At 64.1% G+C, this 18,068-nt stretch carries 15 protein-coding genes; 11 read left to right on the top strand and 4 right to left on the bottom strand.

Annotation, left to right across the window (positions count from 1 at the left end):
- Positions 1-34 precede the first annotated feature (34 nt).
- From BM374_RS30580 to BM374_RS30560, 5 genes are all read left to right on the top strand, one after another.
- On the top strand, positions 35-1,777 hold the full coding sequence (locus tag BM374_RS30580) for an ArnT family glycosyltransferase (RefSeq protein ID WP_092301332.1): 1,743 nt from the start codon (positions 35-37) through the stop codon (positions 1,775-1,777).
- A gap of 1 nt (position 1,778) precedes the next feature.
- Positions 1,779-2,624 (top strand): phosphatase PAP2 family protein, encoded by an 846-nt coding sequence (locus tag BM374_RS30575; protein ID WP_092301329.1) that lies wholly within the window; start codon positions 1,779-1,781, stop codon positions 2,622-2,624.
- A 63-nt stretch (positions 2,625-2,687) separates the two neighbouring features.
- Positions 2,688-3,422 (top strand): glycosyltransferase family 2 protein, encoded by a 735-nt coding sequence (locus BM374_RS30570; protein ID WP_092301326.1) that lies wholly within the window; start codon positions 2,688-2,690, stop codon positions 3,420-3,422.
- The gene (locus BM374_RS30565) at positions 3,419-3,757 is read left to right on the top strand and encodes a lipid-A-disaccharide synthase N-terminal domain-containing protein (RefSeq protein WP_092301322.1); all 339 of its coding nucleotides are present in this window, start codon (positions 3,419-3,421) and stop codon (positions 3,755-3,757) included. The genes BM374_RS30570 and BM374_RS30565 overlap by 4 nt, the downstream gene beginning before the upstream one ends.
- A 36-nt stretch (positions 3,758-3,793) precedes the next feature.
- Positions 3,794-4,231, top strand: a complete 438-nt coding sequence (locus tag BM374_RS30560; RefSeq protein WP_092301319.1) for a DUF3592 domain-containing protein — start codon at positions 3,794-3,796, stop codon at positions 4,229-4,231.
- Here the strand turns inward: BM374_RS30560 and BM374_RS30555 are convergent.
- Both BM374_RS30555 and metC read right to left on the bottom strand, forming a co-directional pair.
- Complete coding sequence (locus tag BM374_RS30555) at positions 4,205-5,893, bottom strand: Na/Pi cotransporter family protein (RefSeq protein ID WP_092301317.1); 1,689 nt, start codon at positions 5,891-5,893, stop codon at positions 4,205-4,207. The genes BM374_RS30560 and BM374_RS30555 overlap by 27 nt on opposite strands.
- 173 nt (positions 5,894-6,066) lie before the next feature.
- Positions 6,067-7,251, bottom strand: a complete 1,185-nt coding sequence (gene metC, locus BM374_RS30550) for a cystathionine beta-lyase (RefSeq protein ID WP_092301314.1) — start codon at positions 7,249-7,251, stop codon at positions 6,067-6,069.
- A gap of 399 nt (positions 7,252-7,650) precedes the next feature.
- Here metC and BM374_RS30545 point away from each other — a divergent pair, with 399 nt between their 5' ends.
- The 4 genes from BM374_RS30545 to BM374_RS30530 are packed head-to-tail and all read left to right on the top strand — an operon-like array spanning position 7,651 to position 12,160.
- Positions 7,651-8,667, top strand: coding sequence for an amino acid ABC transporter substrate-binding protein (locus BM374_RS30545; protein WP_092301311.1), 1,017 nt, complete (start codon positions 7,651-7,653; stop codon positions 8,665-8,667).
- A 24-nt stretch (positions 8,668-8,691) separates the two neighbouring features.
- Positions 8,692-9,897: an amino acid ABC transporter permease gene (locus tag BM374_RS30540; RefSeq protein WP_092301308.1), complete on the top strand. Its 1,206-nt coding sequence runs from the start codon at positions 8,692-8,694 to the stop codon at positions 9,895-9,897.
- The gene (locus BM374_RS30535; RefSeq protein ID WP_092301305.1) at positions 9,894-11,411 is read left to right on the top strand and encodes an amino acid ABC transporter permease; all 1,518 of its coding nucleotides are present in this window, start codon (positions 9,894-9,896) and stop codon (positions 11,409-11,411) included. The genes BM374_RS30540 and BM374_RS30535 overlap by 4 nt, the downstream gene beginning before the upstream one ends.
- Positions 11,412-11,422: 11 nt before the next feature.
- Positions 11,423-12,160 (top strand): amino acid ABC transporter ATP-binding protein, encoded by a 738-nt coding sequence (locus BM374_RS30530; protein ID WP_092301648.1) that lies wholly within the window; start codon positions 11,423-11,425, stop codon positions 12,158-12,160.
- Positions 12,161-12,215: 55 nt separating this feature from the next.
- Here the strand turns inward: BM374_RS30530 and BM374_RS30525 are convergent, their stop codons facing one another.
- On the bottom strand, positions 12,216-13,250 hold the full coding sequence (locus BM374_RS30525; RefSeq protein ID WP_092301302.1) for a cysteine synthase A: 1,035 nt from the start codon (positions 13,248-13,250) through the stop codon (positions 12,216-12,218).
- A gap of 83 nt (positions 13,251-13,333) precedes the next feature.
- Positions 13,334-14,563, bottom strand: a complete 1,230-nt coding sequence (locus tag BM374_RS30520; protein WP_092301645.1) for an SAM-dependent methyltransferase — start codon at positions 14,561-14,563, stop codon at positions 13,334-13,336.
- A 631-nt stretch (positions 14,564-15,194) separates the two neighbouring features.
- Between BM374_RS30520 and BM374_RS30515 the strand changes: the two genes are divergently transcribed.
- Both BM374_RS30515 and BM374_RS30510 read left to right on the top strand, forming a co-directional pair.
- On the top strand, positions 15,195-16,637 hold the full coding sequence (locus BM374_RS30515; protein ID WP_092301642.1) for an efflux transporter outer membrane subunit: 1,443 nt from the start codon (positions 15,195-15,197) through the stop codon (positions 16,635-16,637).
- Positions 16,627-18,048, top strand: coding sequence for an efflux RND transporter periplasmic adaptor subunit (locus BM374_RS30510; RefSeq protein WP_092301299.1), 1,422 nt, complete (start codon positions 16,627-16,629; stop codon positions 18,046-18,048). The genes BM374_RS30515 and BM374_RS30510 overlap by 11 nt, the downstream gene beginning before the upstream one ends.
- The last annotated feature ends 20 nt before the right edge of the window (positions 18,049-18,068 follow it).

Genomic DNA, 18,068 nt, shown 5'->3' with positions numbered 1-18,068 from the left:
TGTGGCGATGGCGGTTTCAGCGTAAGCGGAACCAATGGCCGAGACCTACCCAATTCCCCGTTTTGGAGCGCCCCGAGAGCCGAAAACGCCCGTAGATCCGGGCAGCCGGCTCGTGCCGATGCTCGACTTTGTCACCGCCAGCCACGCCCGTGCCGTGGGCTTCCTGGTGTTATGCGCGCTGCTGCTGTTCCTGCCCGGCTTCTTCACCATCCCGCCAGTTGACCGTGACGAGGCGCGCTTTGCGCAGGCCACCAAGCAGATGGTCGAGAGCGGTGACTATGTCGATATCCGCTTTCAGGAGGACGTCCGTTACAAGAAGCCGGTCGGCATCTACTGGTTGCAATCCGCGGCTGTCGAAGTCGCGACGGCGCTGAAGCTGCCGAAGGCTGAATTGCGGATCTGGGTCTATCGGTTGCCCTCTCTGATCGGGGCGATCGGCGCGGTGCTGATGACCTATTGGACAGCGCTCGGCTTCGTGACGCGGCGCGCTGCGGTTCTTGCCGCGCTCCTGATGTCGGCCTCCGTGCTGCTCGGTGTCGAAGCGCGTCTCGCCAAGACTGACGCCGTCCTGCTGTTCACGGTGGTCGCCGCCATGGGTGCGATGGCGCGGGCCTATCTGTCCTGGCAGCGCGCCGAGGACGAAACGCATCCGCCGTGGAGCTGGCCCGCGATCTTCTGGACCGCGCTCGCTGTCGGCATCCTGATCAAGGGCCCGCTGATCCTGATGTTCGCAGGCCTGACCATCGTCGCGCTCGCGATCCAGGACCGCGACGCCTCCTGGCTGTGGCGCCTGCGTCCGGTCTGGGGCCTGATGTGGATGCTGGTGCTGGTGTTGCCCTGGTTCGTTGCCATCTTTTGGCGCGCGGGCGATGCCTTCTTCGCCGATTCCGTCGGTGGCGACATGCTGAGCAAGCTCGCTGCGCAGGAATCGCATGGCGCGCCGCCCGGACTTTACCTGGCGCTGTTCTGGATCACATTCTGGCCCGGCGCGCCGCTCGCGGCGATGGCGGCGCCTGCCGTGTGGCGGGCGCGGCGCGAGCCCGGCGCGCAGTTCCTGCTGGCTTGGCTGATCCCGTCCTGGATCGTGTTCGAGGCGGTCTTGACCAAGCTGCCGCACTACGTACTGCCGCTCTATCCTGCGATCGCGATCCTCACCGCCGGTGCGCTGGAGCGGAACGTGCTGTCGCGCTCCTGGTTGGCGCGCGGCTCGGCCTGGTGGTTTGCGGTCCCCGCAGGTGGCTCCATCATCGCGGTGGTCGGCGCCGTCATGTTGACGCGGCAGCCGGCTTTCATGGCCTGGCCGTTCATCGCCGCCTCGCTGATCTTCGGCCTGTTCGCCTGGTGGCTCTACGACAACAACCGCGCCGAGCGCTCGCTGCTCAACGCGCTGGTTGCCGCACTGATGCTGGCGGTTGTGGTCTACGGCATCGTGCTGCCGTCGCTGACGCCGCTGTTTCCGAGCATCGAGGTCGCGCGTGCCTTGCGTAACGTGACCTGCGTCGGGCCGAAGGCGGCGTCGGCCGGGTATCACGAGCCGAGCCTCGTGTTCCTGACGGGCACCCAGACGCTGCTGACCGATGGGTCTGGTGCTGCCGATTTTCTCAGGCAGGGGAGTTGCCGGTTTGCGCTGATCGAGCAGCGCTCGGAACGCAGCTTCGTGCAGCGCGCCGAGGCGATCGGGCTGCGTTACAAGGTCGGCGCGCGGATCGACGGCTATAATTTCTCGCAAGGACGCGCGATCTCGATCTCGATTTTCCGCTCCGAGGGCACCGAATAGGATGTCGGGCTCTACCTCCATCGTGCCGCATGCGAGCTATCCCGCGCAGCTGCTCACGGTCGCCGGGCACGCGCTAGCGCAGTTGGTGCGCACCCCCTCGCATTCGCGCCGCGCCGCGGCTGCGCGAAAGCTGGCGCGGCATTCGCTGTGGCTCAGCGCAGCGGGCGCAGCCCTGGTCATCGTGTTGATGCTTGCGTTCGATCGAGCCGAGATCCAGTTGATGCCCGCGCGCGGCACGCCGGCGCTCTGGCCGATCCGCATCCTCACCGATTTCGGCAAGGACGAGAATGTGCTCTCGGTGCTGGGCGTTGCTCTGCTGATCGTGGCGCTCGTTGCCGCCGCGATGCACGGCACGCGCCGCGCGTTGCTGCTCGGCTTTGGGACAAGGTTGCAATATCTGTTTCTGTCCGTTGCCGTGTCGGTGTTCGTCGCCGAGATCCTGAAATATCTCATCGGCCGCGGACGGCCGTTCGTCGGCGGCAAGGCCGATCCCTTCAACTTCATTCCCTTCGAGGGTACGGGGGCTTACACCAGCCTACCGTCGGGCCATGCGGTGACGGCGTTCGCGTTGGCGTTTGCGGTCGCGGCACTTTGGCCACGCCTGCGCGTCCTCATGTTCACTTACGCCATCGTGATCCTGTTGACGCGCCTTGTCCTGCTGGCACATCACCCGAGCGACGTCACGGCCGGCGCGCTGGTCGGCATGGTCGGTGCCATGGCGGTTCGCTACTGGTTTGCGGCCCGCCGGCTCGCTTTTGCCATCCAGGCGGATGGCACTATCGTGGCGCTTCCGGGGCCGACTCCGGGGCGCCTCAAAAGGGTTGCCCGTAGGCCGTCCGCCCCATAAAAGCGGCTGCCTTGCGGGGCCACCGGTTCCCGGGCCAGCCAATTCCAACTACGAGCGCTCGATTTGTCGTCGTCCCAGCCTTCGGTTTCCATCGTTGTCCCCGTGCGCAACGAAGCCGACAACATTGCGCCCCTGATCGAGGAGATCACGGCCGCTCTCGATGGCCGCTGGGCCTATGAGATCATCTATGTCAATGACGGCTCGACCGATGCGACGGGCGAGCGGCTCGCAGCGATCATGGCGCGGCGGGATAATCTGCGGCAGTTGCGTCACGCGAGATCAAGCGGCCAGTCGGCGGCAGTGCGCAGCGGGGTACGCGCGGCCCGCGGTTCGATCGTGGCGACGCTCGACGGTGATGGCCAGAACAATCCCGCCTTCCTGCCGGACCTGATCGCGGCGGTCGAGAAGGGCGCTAATGTCGGCCTTGCCGCGGGACAGCGTGTCGGGCGCAAGGACACCGGCTTCAAGAAATTCCAGTCGCGCGTGGCCAACAAGGTCCGCAACGCGATCCTGAAGGATGGCACGCGCGATACCGGATGCGGGTTGAAGGCGTTCCGGCGCGAGGTCTTCCTGATGATGCCCTATTTCGACGGGCTACACCGCTTCCTGCCGGCGCTGATGCGCCGCGAAGGATTTGATATCGCTTATGTCGATGTGATCGACCGGCCGCGCCATTCCGGCGTGTCCAATTACGGCTTCTTCGACCGGCTGTGGATCGGAATCTTGGATCTCGCCGGGGTGTGGTGGCTGATCCGCCGCAAGAAACCGACGCCAGACGTGATCGAGGTAAAGGCATGATCATTCAATTCGGTCAGGCGCTGCACAACTATTTCTACGACGTCTTCGTCGCCAAGTTCGATTTCTGGCTCGCCTTTGGACTGGTCGCACAGCTGTTCTTCACCGCGCGCTTTCTGGTGCAGTGGATCGCGAGCGAGCGCGCCGGCAACAGCGTGGTGCCGATGGCATTCTGGTTCTGCTCGATGGGCGGCGGCCTGATGACGCTGGTCTACGGCGTCGTCAAGCGCGAGCCCATCATCATCCTCGGGCAGGCGCTGGCGACCATCATCTATGTCCGCAACATCATGCTGATCATCAAGAACCGCGGCCGCGCGTCGAAGACGCTGGAGCGGTGATCAGGGGCGCGCCGACATGCAAATCTCCGGAGGGGCATGGGCAAACTCCCGATAGTTCTGTTCGTGTCGGTTCTTCTGGTCGGCCTGATCCTGCTTGGGCTCGGCCTTCTTGATCTGGGCAGCACCGTCGCGTTTCTCGCCAGAGCCGAGCAGGCCGAGGCACGCTTTTCGGGCGCCATCGCGCGAAGCGGCGGCAATCATGGCGGCACGTTTCTCTACCCGACGTTCCAATTCGCAACGCGCGACGGCCGCGTGATCACGTTCACGTCGTCGGCAGGATCGACAGCGCAACCCTATGCCGACGGCGAGCAGGTCAGGATCGCCTACGATCCGCAGCGGCCCGAAGATGCGCGCCTGCTGTCGTTCCCGACGCTGTGGGTCGCCCCGACGCTGCTTTGCGCGGCGGGACTGCTGCTCGCGGCGGGAGCCGCTCTGGTTCGCGCAGCTCTAACGCGGCAGCGCCGTCGCGCCTGAGGCGGGCAGAGCTGATGTCTCCGCCTCGGTGCGGCGATAGGGCTCTCCGGCTGCATCCAGCACGGGATAGGCGACCGAGCAGATATGCGAGTGGATGCGCCTGAGATCGCGCAGCACGTCCAGATGCAGCGAAGTGGTCTCGATGGTCTCGGGGCGGCCCTCGCGCAGGCGGTCGAGATGACGTTCGACGGCGGCAAGCTCGGTGTTCTTCAGCGCGGTCTTTTCCACCAGTAGCTTGCGAGCCTCGTTGGCATCGCCCGACATGAACACGCCGAACGCGATCCGCAGCGAATCCATCGTGCGCTTGTGAAAGGCGGCGAGCTCGTCGGCACCCTCGGGCGAGAACTGGAAGCGCCGCTTGATCTTCTTGGTGGCGAGCTCGCTCAAGTTCTTGTCGATGATGTCGCCGATATGCTCGAGGTTGATGGCGAAGGAGATGATCTCCATCGCACGCCGGCCTTCGCTCTCATCGAGACTGCCGCGCGTCAGCTTCGTGACGTAGAGCTTGATGGCCTCGTCGAGGCTGTCGACGACATTGTCCGTCTTCGAGACCTGGTCGACCAGCGAGCGGTCGCCTGTCATCATCGCGGCCATCACCTTGCGCAGCATGGTTTCGACCAGATCGCCCATGCGCAGCGTCTCGCGGGCGGCATCGGCGAGCGCGAGCGAGGGGGTCTCCAGCGCGCTTTCGTCGAGATAGCGCGGTCGGGCCGGATCGGTGTCCTGCACGCGATCGGGCAGCAGGCGGGTCAGCAGGCGCGACATGGTATCGAGCAGGCCGATGAAGATGACGGCCGTGCCGACGTTGAAAGCGATGTGAAATGTCGCAATCATCTTGGCGAGGTCGGGCTGCCAGGCGTGCATATGGCTCGCGATCGTGCCCAGGAACGGCAGGACCAGTGCAATGCCGAGAACACGATTGAAGAGATTGCCCACCGGCAGGCGGTAGCTCGCCGGATCGTCGCGCCTTGCTCCCTCAAACACGGGGTTGACCGCGCTGCCGAGATTGGCACCCAACACCAGCGCGAGCGCCGCGTCAGGGGTAATGAACTGCGAATAGGCCAGCGACATGATCAGCAGCACGCTGGCGACGCTCGAATGCACGGCCCACGTGATCGCCGCAGCGACAATGATGCACAGGATGGGGTCGCCCGTGATCGCCGACATCACGACGCGCACGCCAGGCGCATTCTCCGCCGGCGCCAGCGTATCGAGCAGGATATGCAGCGACAGCAGCATCAGGCCTAGGCCAATGCAGATGCGACCGATATCCTTGATCCGCGAGCGGGGGCCGGTGCGAAAGGCGACGAGGCCGAGCACGAACAGCACCGGCGCAATTGCGGCGATGTTGAACGACAACGCCTGCACGATGAGCGTCGTGCCGACGTTGGCTCCCAGCATGATGGCAAGGGCGGCGACGAGGCTGAGCAGGCCCTCGGCGGCAAAGGAGCTGGTCAGCAGCGCGGTCGCCGTGCTGCTCTGGAGCAGGGCGGTGAGGCCGAGCCCCGCTGCAAATGCGCTAAAGCGGTTGCCGGGGGCCTTGCCCAGCAGGCGTCGCAGATCGGGGCCAAAGGCGCGCAGGATGCCGCTCTGGACCATGTGCAGGCCCCACAGCAGCAACGCTACGCCGCCCATCAGATCGAGCAGAACCAACGTTCCCATGCTCCGTGTCCGGATGAGAGTCGATTGGTGAGGCTAGCGCCAAATGCTTGAGGTTCAAACCATTTGTTGGCGCATCGGCGTTAACGTTTGCCCGCAGTGCTCGTTCCCGCGGCGCGGCTTCGCGTCCACCGCGGCGCTGGCGCGTCCGCAGGCGTGCTGCCTTGTGAGCAGGCTCACATTGCCGCTTTCAGGGCAGCGAAGCCGCGATCGAGATCGGCCTTGAGATCGTCGACGCTTTCGAGCCCGATATGGAGTCGGAGCGTCGGGCCGCCCGGCGCCCACTTGGTCGCGGTGCGATAGGCGTCGCAGTCGAAGGGAATCGCAAGGCTCTCGAAACCGCCCCAGGAAAAGCCCATGCCGAACAGTTTGAGCGCGTTGAGCATGGTGTCGACGGCTTGCTGCGGGACCGGCTTCAGCACGATGCTGAACAGGCCAGAGGCGCCGGTGAAGTCGCGCTTCCAGATCGCATGACCGGGATCGGTCTCGAGCCCCGGATGCAGCACGCGCGCGACTTCGGGTCTGGCCGCGAGCCAGTGCGCCATGTCGAGGCCCGAGCGATGATGCTGCGCGAGCCGCACGGACAGCGTGCGCAGGCCGCGTAGCGCCAGGAAGACGTCATCGGGCCCGGCGCAGACGCCGAGCAGGCGGATGCCTTCCGTGATCTGCGGCCAGGCCTTGGCGTTGGCAGAGATGGTGCCGAACATGATGTCGGAATGGCCGCCGATATATTTGGTCGCGGCCTGCATGCTGATGTCAACGCCTTGCTCGAGCGAGCGGTGATAGAGCGGCGTTGCCCATGTGTTGTCGTCGATGACGAGCGCGCCCTTCGCATGCGCGACCTCGGCGATGGTGCGAATATCGGGCATCTCGAACGACTGCGACCCCGGCGCCTCGACCAGCACGGCGCGGGTGTTGGGCTTGAACAGCTTTTCGATTCCCGCACCGATCAGCGGATCGAAATAGGTGGTCTCGACGCCGTAGCGGGCGAGCATGCCGTTGCAGAAATTGCGCGAGGGCCGGTAGATGTTGTCGACCACCAGAAGATGGTCGCCGCTCTTCAGCACCGAGAGCAGGGTGGTGGAGATCGCCGAGAGCCCCGACGGCACGATGCCGACACCGGCGCATTGCGGCCCCTCCAGCGCCATCAGCGTGTCCTGGAACGCCCGCGTGGTCGGGGTACCGTGGCGGCCATAGGTGAACTCGCCGCGATGGGCGTGCAGGTCCTCGGCGGTCGGATAGAGCACGGTCGAGCCGTGGAACACCGGCGGATTGACGAACCCCTTCTGTGCCTTGGTGTCGCGGCCGGAGGTGACCAGCCGGGTTTCGGCCTGCTGCTGGAGGGGGTGCGAGGAATCCATGCGTCTGCTTTCAAAAAGCGCGTTGCCGCCGGCGTGGATCGCACGGTCGGGACGGCCCTGAGGGCCGGCGGATGTTAATAACAGAACACAGAAGAGTCCCGTCAACCCCTTGACCCGGCTCGCCAGTCGTTCTGTGATGCGCAGGTGCTATTCAGTCGCCGCATGTTGAGGGGCAGCCGCGACCTTCGATCCATCGTCTGACCGGACCTTGCGTCATAGCCACAAAGGCGGGCGCCTGCGGCGGGGATTAGGGTATGGCCTCTCAGCGTCGGCGAGTGTTCGGCAAGGTTTTCCAGCATGACTCTTGCAAGGCAGGTCTTTAGTAGGATTTGCCCCGGCAAAGACGATCCTGAGACAACATTCCTGACGTTCAGACGATCTTTGAAAGGCCTTCAGCCCATGAAACGCGTAACCTTGGCTCTCTCTCTTGCTCTCGCCGCCGGCCTCTCTGCCCAGGCCGCCGATGCGCAAACGCTCAAGACCATCAAGGACCGCGGCATGCTGTCCTGCGGCGTCAGCCAGGGCCTGCCCGGCTTCTCCTCGCCCGACGACAAGGGCAACTGGACCGGTATCGATGTCGATGTCTGCCGCGCGATCGCGGCGGCGGTCTTGAACGATCCGACCAAGATCAAGTTTGTGCCGCTCTCGGCCAAGGACCGCTTTACGGCGCTGCAATCCGGCGAGATCGACGTGCTGTCGCGCAACACCACCTGGACCGTGTCGCGCGACACCTCGCTCGGCGCCAACTTCACCGGCGTCACCTATTATGACGGGCAGGGCTTCATGGTGAAGAAGTCGCTCAAGGTCAATTCCGCGCTGGAGCTCAACAGCGCCTCTGTTTGTGTCCAGACCGGCACCACCACCGAGCTGAACCTTGCCGACTACTTCAAGGCCAACAACATGAAGTACGAGGTGATCGCGTTCGGCACGATCGACGAAGCGATCAAGGCCTACGAGTCGGGGCGCTGCGACGTCTTCACCGACGATTCATCTGGGCTCTATGCCAGCCGCCTGAAGCTGACCAACCCCGCCGATCATGTCGTGCTGCCCGAGATCATTTCGAAAGAGCCGCTGGGTCCGATGGTGCGCCACGGCGACGATCAGTGGTTCGACATCGTGAAATGGACGCTGTTCGCGATGGTCACGGCCGAGGAGCTCGGCATCACCCAGAAGAATGTCGACGAGATGGTGAAATCCGACAAGCCGGAGCTGAAGCGGGTGCTCGGCACCGACGGAAATCTCGGCGAACAGCTGGGCCTCACCAAGGACTGGGTGATCCGGATCGTGAAGGCGGTCGGTAATTACGGCGAGTCGTTCGATCGCAATGTCGGCGCCGGCTCGCCGCTCAAGATCAGCCGCGGTCTCAACAATCTCTGGACCAAGGGCGGCCTGCAATACGCGCCGCCGATCCGCTGATCGGCAGACGCGCAGGCTGCGCCCATGGGCGTCCAGGCCCGGAAACCGCCACCGCAATTCGCGCTGAAGCTGAGGCGCGCACTCGGTGGCAAGGCAGGCTGGAACGGCGTCGCCGTCCAGCTCGTCTTTGGCGCGATCCTGGCCTGGATCGTCTATGAGGTCATATCGAACGCCCGCACCAACCTGGAAACCCAGCACATCGCTGCAGGTTTCGGCTTCCTCAACAACAGCGCCAGCTTCGATGTCAATCAGACCCTGATCTCCTATTCCGGGTCCGATACCTACTTCCGCGTCTTCCTGGTCGGCATCCTGAATACGTTGCTGGTCTCGGTGGTCGGCATCTTCTTTGCGACCGTGATCGGTTTCGTCGTCGCACTCTGCCGTTTGTCCCCGAACTGGCTAGTGTCGCGCGTCGGCGGCCTCTATGTCGAGGCCATCCGTAACCTGCCGCTGCTGTTCCAGATCCTGTTCTGGTATCTCGCCGTGCTCGCGGCACTCCCGGCGCCGCGGCAGAGCCTCTCGATCTTCGGTGCTATCTTCCTCAACAATCGCGGCGTGATCGTGCCGTCACCGGAGGGCCAGCCCGGCTTCGTTCCGTTCCTCGCTGCTCTGGCGCTCGGCATCGTCGCCTCGCTGGGTTTGCGCAGCTACGCGCTGCGGGCGCTGTTTGCTCAGGGCCGCGCGATCCGGATCTGGCCTTACGTGCTGACACTGCTGGTCGGGTTGCCGCTCCTCACGATGCTTGCGTTCGGTCCACCCGTCACGTTCGAATTTCCGCAGCTGAAGGGATTCAACTTCGCCGGCGGCGCGCGGATCATTCCGGAGTTCGTCGCTCTGACGGTCGGACTGTCGACCTATACGGCGGCCTTCATCGCCGAGATCGTCCGTGCCGGCATCCTGTCGGTCCATAAGGGGCAGATGGAGGCAGGCTCGTCGCTGGGCCTCAGTCGGGGCGCGACGTTGCGGCTGATCGTGGTGCCGCAGGCGATGCGCGTGATCGTGCCGCCGCTCACCAACCAGTATCTCAACCTGACCAAGAACTCGTCGCTTGCGGTCGCGATCGGTTATCCCGACTTGGTCTCGGTGTTTGCCGGCACGGCGCTGAGCCAGACCGGGCAGGCGATCGAGATCCTCGTCATGACGATGGGCGTCTATCTCCTGATCTCGCTCGCCACCAGCGCCATCATGAGCGTCTATGGCTGGCGCCTCAGCCGGAGCCTTGGCGCATGAGCGATCTGGTCGCGTCCTCCTTTGTCCGGCAGGATTTGGTCGCCGAGCGCCCGGCGCCGGTGACGACCACCGGTTTCCTCGGCTTTGTGCGCACGCGCCTGCTGAACTCGCCGACCAACATCCTGCTGACGATCCTTGGTCTCTTGCTGGTCTGGTACACCGTCGTTCCCACCATCAAGTTCCTGCTGGTCGATGCGGTCTGGAGCGGCAAGGACCGCACGGCCTGCCTCGCCGAGAATGCCGGCCATCCGGTCGGCGCCTGCTGGCCCTTTATCCAGGCCAAGTACACGCAGCTCTTCTACGGCTTTTATCCCGCGGCCGAACTCTGGCGGGTCAACCTGACCTTCGCGCTCGGCGCAGTGCTGCTCCTGCCGCTGCTCATTCCGAAGCTTCCGGCCAAGGGCTTGAATGCCGGGCTGTTCTTCTTCGCCTTTCCGGTGATGGCATTCTTCCTGCTGCATGGCGGCGGCATCACCGGCTTCGGCGTGAGCTGGGTGGCCGGCCTGCTGCAATTGTTCGCCGACAGCATCAGCGGCGTAGGTGAGGTCCTGGTCGGTCTGAGCAAGAGTTCGGCCGCCGGCCCGCTGCTCTGGGCGATCGGCAGCATCATCGCGCTGATCGGCACGTTGCTGCACTGGGTGATCTTTCCCTTGACCTGGCTGCGCGACCAGATGCAGGCGGCAGGACAGGGGCCCTGGCTCGACTTCCTGATCACGGCGGTGATCGTATCGGTGATCCTGTTCGTGCTCGGCGGCGCGCGCGCCGGCTCGCGGCCACTGCTAGCAAGCCTCGCCACGTTCGTCGCGATGGCTGCGGTGATCAAGCTGATGGGGCTCGATCGCGGCGGCCTGCCGGTCGTCGACACCCGGCTGTGGGGCGGGCTTCTGGTGACGCTGGTGATCGCGATTACCGGCATCGTGGCGTCATTGCCGATCGGCATTGCGCTGGCGCTCGGCCGGCGATCGACCATTCCCCTGATCCGGATCTCCTCGATTATCTATATTGAATTCTGGCGCGGCGTGCCGTTGATCACCGTGCTGTTTTTCGCGACCTACATGCTGCCTCTGTTCCTGCCGGGCAATTTCACCGTCGACGGCCTGGTGCGCGCACTGATCGGCGTGTCCCTGTTCACCGGCGCCTATCAGGCCGAGAACCTGCGTGGCGGTCTGGCGGCGGTGCCGCGCGGGCAGGGCGAGGCGGCCTCCGCGCTCGGCCTGTCCTGGTGGAAAACCACCTCGCTGATCGTGCTGCCGCAGGCGCTGCGCCACGTCATTCCCGCCATCGTCAACAGCTTCATCTCGCTCTTCAAGGACACGTCGCTGGTCTCGATCGTCGCGTTGTTCGATCTGCTCGGCTCGTTGCGCGCCTCGTTCGCCGATCCGGTCTGGACCACGCCCTCGACCGCCTTTACCGGCTTTGCGTTCACCGGGATCATCTACTTCACATTCTGCTTCGGCATGTCGCGCTATTCGCTTTTCGGCGAGCGCCGCCTCAATGCCCACCGCCGCAACTGATGGAGCTCACCATGCCCGACCCCATCGTCAATATTTCCGGCCTCAACAAATGGTACGGCGACTTTCACGTGCTGCGCGACATCGACCTCGAGGTCGAAAAGGGCGAGCGCATCGTGATCTGCGGGCCCTCGGGCTCTGGCAAGTCGACGCTGATCCGCTGCATCAACGCGCTGGAGGAATTCCAGGAGGGCGAGATCGTCGTTGACGGAATCGAGCTCGGGCCGAATCTCAAGCACGTTGACGCGGTGCGCCGCGAAGTCGGCATGGTGTTCCAGAGCTTTAATCTGTTTCCGCACCTCACGGTCCTCGATAACTGCACGCTGGCGCCGATCTGGGTGCGCAACATTCCCAAGAAAGATGCCGAGGAGACCGCGATGAAGTTTCTGGAGCGGGTCAAAATCCCGCACCAGGCCAACAAGTTTCCCGGTCAGATGTCCGGCGGTCAGCAGCAGCGCGTCGCGATCGCGCGCGCGCTGACCATGAACCCGAAGGTGATGCTGTTCGACGAGCCGACCTCGGCACTGGATCCCGAAATGGTCAAGGAGGTCCTCGATACCATGGTCGATCTGGCGAAAGAGGGCATGACCATGCTGGTCGTGACCCACGAGATGGGCTTTGCCCGCGAGGTCGCCAACCGCGTCGTCTTCATGGACGCCGGGCAGATTATCGAGGCCAACACGCCGAACGAGTTTTTCGCGACGCCCCAGCACGCCCGCACAAAACTGTTCCTGAGCCAGATATTGCGCTGAACTCCGGTAGAGCGACGCGACTTGATGTGAGCGGCTTGGCGTCGACCGCCTGACTCTAGACGAACGGCAGCTTGATGTTGCTGCGCTTCTCCAGCCATTCCGGCACCGGCAGGTTCTTGGCGCGCATGAAGTCGGCGTTGAACAGCTTGGACTGATAGCGGCTGCCGGAATCGCACAGCACGGTGACGATGGTCTTTCCCGGCCCAAGCTGCTTTGCCAGCCGCATCGCGCCGACGATGTTGATGCCGGTCGAGCCGCCGAGGCACAGGCCTTCGTGCTGGAGCAACTCGTAGATGACAGTGACAGCTTCGGCATCGGGAACGAGGAAGGCATCATCGACCTTCGCACTCTCGACGATCGCGGTTTTGCGGCCGAGCCCGATGCCTTCCGTGATGGAGTCACCAGGCGTCGCCTTGGCCTCGCCGGTCCTGAAGTATTCGAACATGCCGGCGCCGTGCGGATCGGCGCAGGCGATCCGGATGTCCTTGTTCTTCTCTTTCAGAAAGCGGCTGATGCCGGCCAGCGTGCCGCCGCTGCCGACGGAGCAGACGAAGCCGTCGATCTTGCCGCCGGTCTGCGTCCAGATCTCGGGACCGGTCGAGTCGTAATGCGCCTTGGCGTTGTCGAGGTTGTTCCATTGGTCGGCGAATAGCACGCCGTTCGGCTCGGTCTTGCGCAGCTCGTCGGCAAGACGGCGACCGACATGCTGGTAGTTGTTCGGATTGGAGTAGGGCAGTGCCGGCGATTCCAGGAGCTCGGCGCCGCACAGCTTCAGGAAGTCTTTTTTCTCCTGGCTCTGCGTCTCCGGGATCACGATCAGCGTGCGATAGCCGCGCGCACTTGCCACCACCGCAAGGCCGATGCCGGTGTTGCCGGCGGTTGCTTCCACCACGAGGCCGCCGGGCTTCAGCTCGCCGCGCTTCTCGGCTTCCAGGATCATCCATTTGCCGGCGCGATCCTTGACCGACTGACCGGGATTCATGAACTCGGCCTTGCCGAGAATGGTACAGCCGGTCAGTTCGGACGCGCGCTTGAGCTTGATGAGCGGAGTGTTGCCGATGGCTTCGACAACGTCGTTTTTGATGGTCATGTCAGGCAATTACCGGCTGGTTCACGATATGGGCGCGACCCTAAAGTAGGGTCGCCGGCCACACAAGGCGAGGGTGCAAACTCTTATTGCTGCTTTGCGAAGATGACCTGCCGGACGTCGATGTTGCCGGAGAGGAATCCGGCCTCGCAATAGGCGAGATAGTACTCCCATAGCCGCCGGAACCGGTCATCGAAGCCAAGCGGCACGAGGCCCGGCCATGCCGCGCGAAAGTTATTTCGCCAGGTGGCAAGCGTCCTGGCATAATCTTGCCCGAAAATGCGCTCGCGGATGACAGGAACGCCGAACCGGTCTCCCAGCGACTTCAATACCTCCGGCGAAGGCAGCATGCCGCCGGGAAAGACATAGCGCTGGATGAAGTCGACTTCGCGCCGATAGCCCTGGAAGAGTTTGTCCTGGATCGTGATGGCCTGAATGCCGACCAATCCGCCCGGCAGCAGACGATCACGCAGCTGGGCGAAATAGCGCGGCCAGAACTTCTCGCCGACCGCCTCGATCATTTCGATCGAAGCGATCCGGTCGTAACGATCGCGCTCGTCACGATAATCCTGGAGCCGGATCTCGACCTTCTCGGCGAGGCCCGCCTCAAAGATGCGCTTCTGCGCGAAATCGCGCTGCTCAGTCGAGATCGTCAAACCAACCACGCGGGCGCCAAAAATCTTGGCAGCAAATTCGGCGAAGCCGCCCCAGCCGCAGCCGATCTCGAGCAGCTTCTGGCCTGGCTTCAGATCGATCGCTTCGGCGAGGCGGCGATATTTGTTGGTCTGTGCCGCCGTGAGATCTGTGGTCGATTCCTCGAACAAGGCGGACGAATAGGTCATGCTCGGATCGAGCCAGGCCGCGTAGAACGCGTTGCCGATGTCGTAATGGGCGTGGATGTTGCGCCGGGCCTGGCGGCGGGTGTTGCGGTTGAACCAGTGCTGCAGCATCTGAACGAACCGCATCAAGGGCTTGTCGCGCAGCATGGCCTGGATCAGATCGTGGTTGACGCAGAACAGGTAGAGAAACTGCGTCAGATCAGGCGTGTCCCAGTCGCCGGCGAGATAGGCTTCCGCAATTCCGATGTCGCCGCCGTTGATCAGACGCGAGGCGAAGCCGTAATTGTGCAGGCGCATGGACGCATTCGGACCCGGCTCAAGTCCGCCGAGCCTGATCACGCGCCCATCTGGCAGGGTGACGTCGAGCGTGCCGCGGCGCAGCCGCGAGCCGAAGGTGAGCGCGAGGCGAACGATGCGCGGCAGGTCCGCGAGCACGGTTTCGACGTCATCGGGTGTCACCGAGATGGCATTCGGCATCGGCAGATCCATGCCCCCAACGGATACTGTCCGAGCGCGCCCATCCCGCTCCTATCGCTGCACCAGAGCGCGCCCCGCAAACGGTCAGCGACCAATAATATAAGGGCGTGTTTTGCCGGGCGCCAAGGACCGTCACTGGATCGCGCCGGGAAAGTGTCCAGGCCGCCGCATTGTCGGCAATGCCCGTTCGGACGCCACGATGCGCATGTGGAAGTGGCCTGCCTCGCGTGACGCAGCTAAGGTGTGTTGCACTGGCAGGCAGTGGAGCATCGCCGCGATTTGGCGGCTTCGAGGCAACTGTGGCTGCAATATCACATGAAATCTTGGTAAGCTTGACTGCGTTTCCGGATGTTTCGGGAATGGAAGAAGCCATTGCGAGACAAGGATATCTTTCATTTCAATGGCTCCGTCATTGCTTCGTTGGGCCGTGCGCTTCGCAGGTGCGGGACTGTCCCGCAGTTCCGCACCCGGCTAAGATGGACTTTAGGTTGCGCAGAAAGCATCACGCTGTGATCAAGTTACAGAAAGGCCTCCCGCTGTCCGCCCGCGAATCGGTTATTCCCGTTACGCGGTGGCGGTGCGGTCTGCCCGGCAGGGGGTTGATGTGACGCAGCTGTTTCCGGCCGTCGCCATGCGGCAGTTCCTTGGATCTGCATCCCGAACGCTGCGTGCGTTCGCGGTGCTGTGCCTTGCTTCGAGCTCGGGCGCGTGCGTGCTGACCCAGGACCTCCCAGACCCCGCGCTGGATGTGCCCGCGGAATACAAATACGCCGGAAAGGTCGATGCGCCGCCCTCGCTGGATTGGTGGCGCGGCTTCCGATCGTCCGAGCTGACGCAGCTGATGGAGGAGGCGCAGACCGCCAACCTCGACATCGCGGCCGCCGTCTCGCGCATCGTCGAGGCCGACGCGCAGGCGCGGCAGGCAGGCGCGGCACTGTTGCCGAGCCTGTCGGGAACGGGACAAGAGGCCTATTCGCGCACCTCCGGCTCCTCGGCTTCGGGGCTCACCAACGGCGGCCGCGAGGTCGTCAACTATCAGGCTTCGCTGAGCGCCAGCTACCAGCTAGATTTTTGGGGCCAGAACCGCGACGCATTGCAAACGGCAGAGGAGACCGCCAAGGCTAACCGGTTCGACCGCGACACCGTCGCGCTGACGACGCTCGCGGCCGTCGCCAATGCCTATTTCCAGGTGCTGGCCTCGCAGGACCGGCTGCGCACGGCCCAGCGCAATATCGCCAGCGCCCAGCGCATCCTCGATGCCATCCGCGAGCGTCGCAAGGCCGGCACGGGCACCGATCTCGACGTCGCCCAGCAGGAGAGCGTGCTGGCGAACCAGAAGGCGCTGGTGCCGCCACTGCGCCAGACCCTCGACCAGAATACCAACGCGCTGGCGGTGCTGGTGTCGCGCCCGCCGGAAAGTGTGCGCCTCGCGGGCGGCTCGCTGGACCGGATCGCGATCCCGCGCGTCACGCCCGGCCTGCCGTCGGAGCTGCTGACGCAGCGGCCGGACATTCGCCGGCAGGAGGCCCAGCTCGCTTCGGCGACCGCCAATATCGGCAATGCGCGCGCGCAGTTCTTCCCGACCATCCAGCTCACCGGCAATGGCGGCTACCAGAGCTCGGCGCTGGTCTCTCTGTTCCAGCCGCACGCGGCGTTCTTCCAGCTGGTCGGCAGCGCGACGCAGCCGATTTTCGACGGCGGCAAGATCCTCGGCAATTTCGAATATGCCAAGGCGCGGCAGGACGAGTTGCTCCAGACCTACCGCAAGACCATCGTCCAGGCTTTCACCGATGTCGACAACGCGCTGTTCTCGATCAAGCAAACTACGATCAAGCTGCAATTGCAGCGCGATGTCGTGAACGCCTCGCGACGCGCCTTCGACCTCGCCGAGCAGCAGCTGCGCGCCGGCACGGCCGATATCGTCACTGTGCTCAACACCCAGCTGACCCTGTTCCAGGCGGAAGACAACCTGTCGCAGGCACAGCTCGCACGCCTTCTTGCCATCGTCAGCCTGTATCAGGCGCTAGGCGGCGGCTGGGAGCCGCGAATGGAGAAACCGGTCAATGCTCTTTAAGCCGGATACGAAGCAAGGCGCTCAGGAAGGCGCGAAAGGCGGGACGGCGAAAAAGTCGCGCGGCCGTGGCTTCGTCATGACCGTGATCACGCTCGCGATCCTCGGTGGCCTCGGTTATCTCGGTTGGACCGTCATGCATCAGCAGCCGCAGCAGGCAAACGGGCGCGACCAGCGACCCGATCTGCCGGTGCCGGTGCTGGCGGCGATGCCTCAGGTCCGGGACGTTCCCGTTTATCTCGACGGCGTCGGCGCGATCCGGGCGCTCAACACCGTCACCGTGCGCTCGCAGGTCGACGGCAAGCTGATCGCGGTGAAATTCACCGAAGGACAAGACGTCAAGAAAGGCGACGTGCTCGGCGAGATCGATCCGGCACTGTACCAGGCGACCTATGACCAGGCCGTCGCCAAAAAGGCCCAGGACGAGGCCCAGCTTGCCAACCAGCGCATCGATTTGACGCGCTATGAGCAGCTCGCGGCGTCCAATGCCGGTTCCAAGCAGCAGGCCGACACCCAGCGCGCCGCGGTCGCGCAGACCGAGGCGCTGGTCAAGGCGGACCAGGCCGCGATCGACAATGCGGCGGCGACGTTGAGCTACACCAAGATCGTCGCACCGATCTCGGGCCGCGTCGGTCTACGCCAGGTCGACCAGGGCAATATCATTCACGCCTCCGACACCACCGGCCTCGTCGTCATCACGCAATTGCAGCCGATCGCGGTGTGGTTCAGCCTGCCGCAGCAGCAGATCATGCGTGTCAATGCGGCCGCCGCGAAAGGCGCCCTGTCGGTCGATGTGTTCGGCAATGACGGTGTCACCGTGATCGACACCGGCAAGCTGACCGGCATCGACAACCAGGTCGACCAGACCACCGGCACGCTCAAGCTCAAGGCCGAATTTCCCAATGCCAATTACCAGCTGTGGCCGGGCCAGTTCGTCAATGTCCGCCTCAAGGTCGAGACCTTGACGCAGGCGCTGGTGGTGCCGACCTCGGCGGTGCAACGCGGACCGATCGGCACCTTCAGCTATGTCATCGGCGAGGGTGACATTGTCTCCGCCAAGCCCGTGACGGTGACCCAGCAGAACGAGCATGACGCGGTCATCGCCAGCGGTCTGACGGCGAACGATAGGGTCGTCACCACCGGCTTTGCCAATCTTTCCGACGGCTCCAAGGTTATCATCGGTCGCGACGAGCAGACCCCTTCGGCCGATCTGGCCCCGCGCAAGCGCACGCGTGCCCCCGACGCTCAGAAGAAGGATGGCGCCAAGGACGGTCAGAAGGACAGCCAGAGCAAGGACAGCGAGTTCCGCGCCAAGCGGAAGAGCAGCGAAGGCGATCAGAAGGGCCAGACTGGACCGGCACCCGGGCCAGGAGCAAGTCCGAGTGCATCGGGACCTGGAGCCAAGCAGCCATGATCCCGACAACAGCCGCTTGA

The organism is Bradyrhizobium sp. Ghvi, assembly GCF_900115265.1.
Classification (GTDB): domain Bacteria; phylum Pseudomonadota; class Alphaproteobacteria; order Rhizobiales; family Xanthobacteraceae; genus Bradyrhizobium.
This window is presented reverse-complemented; position numbering and strand designations above follow the sequence as displayed.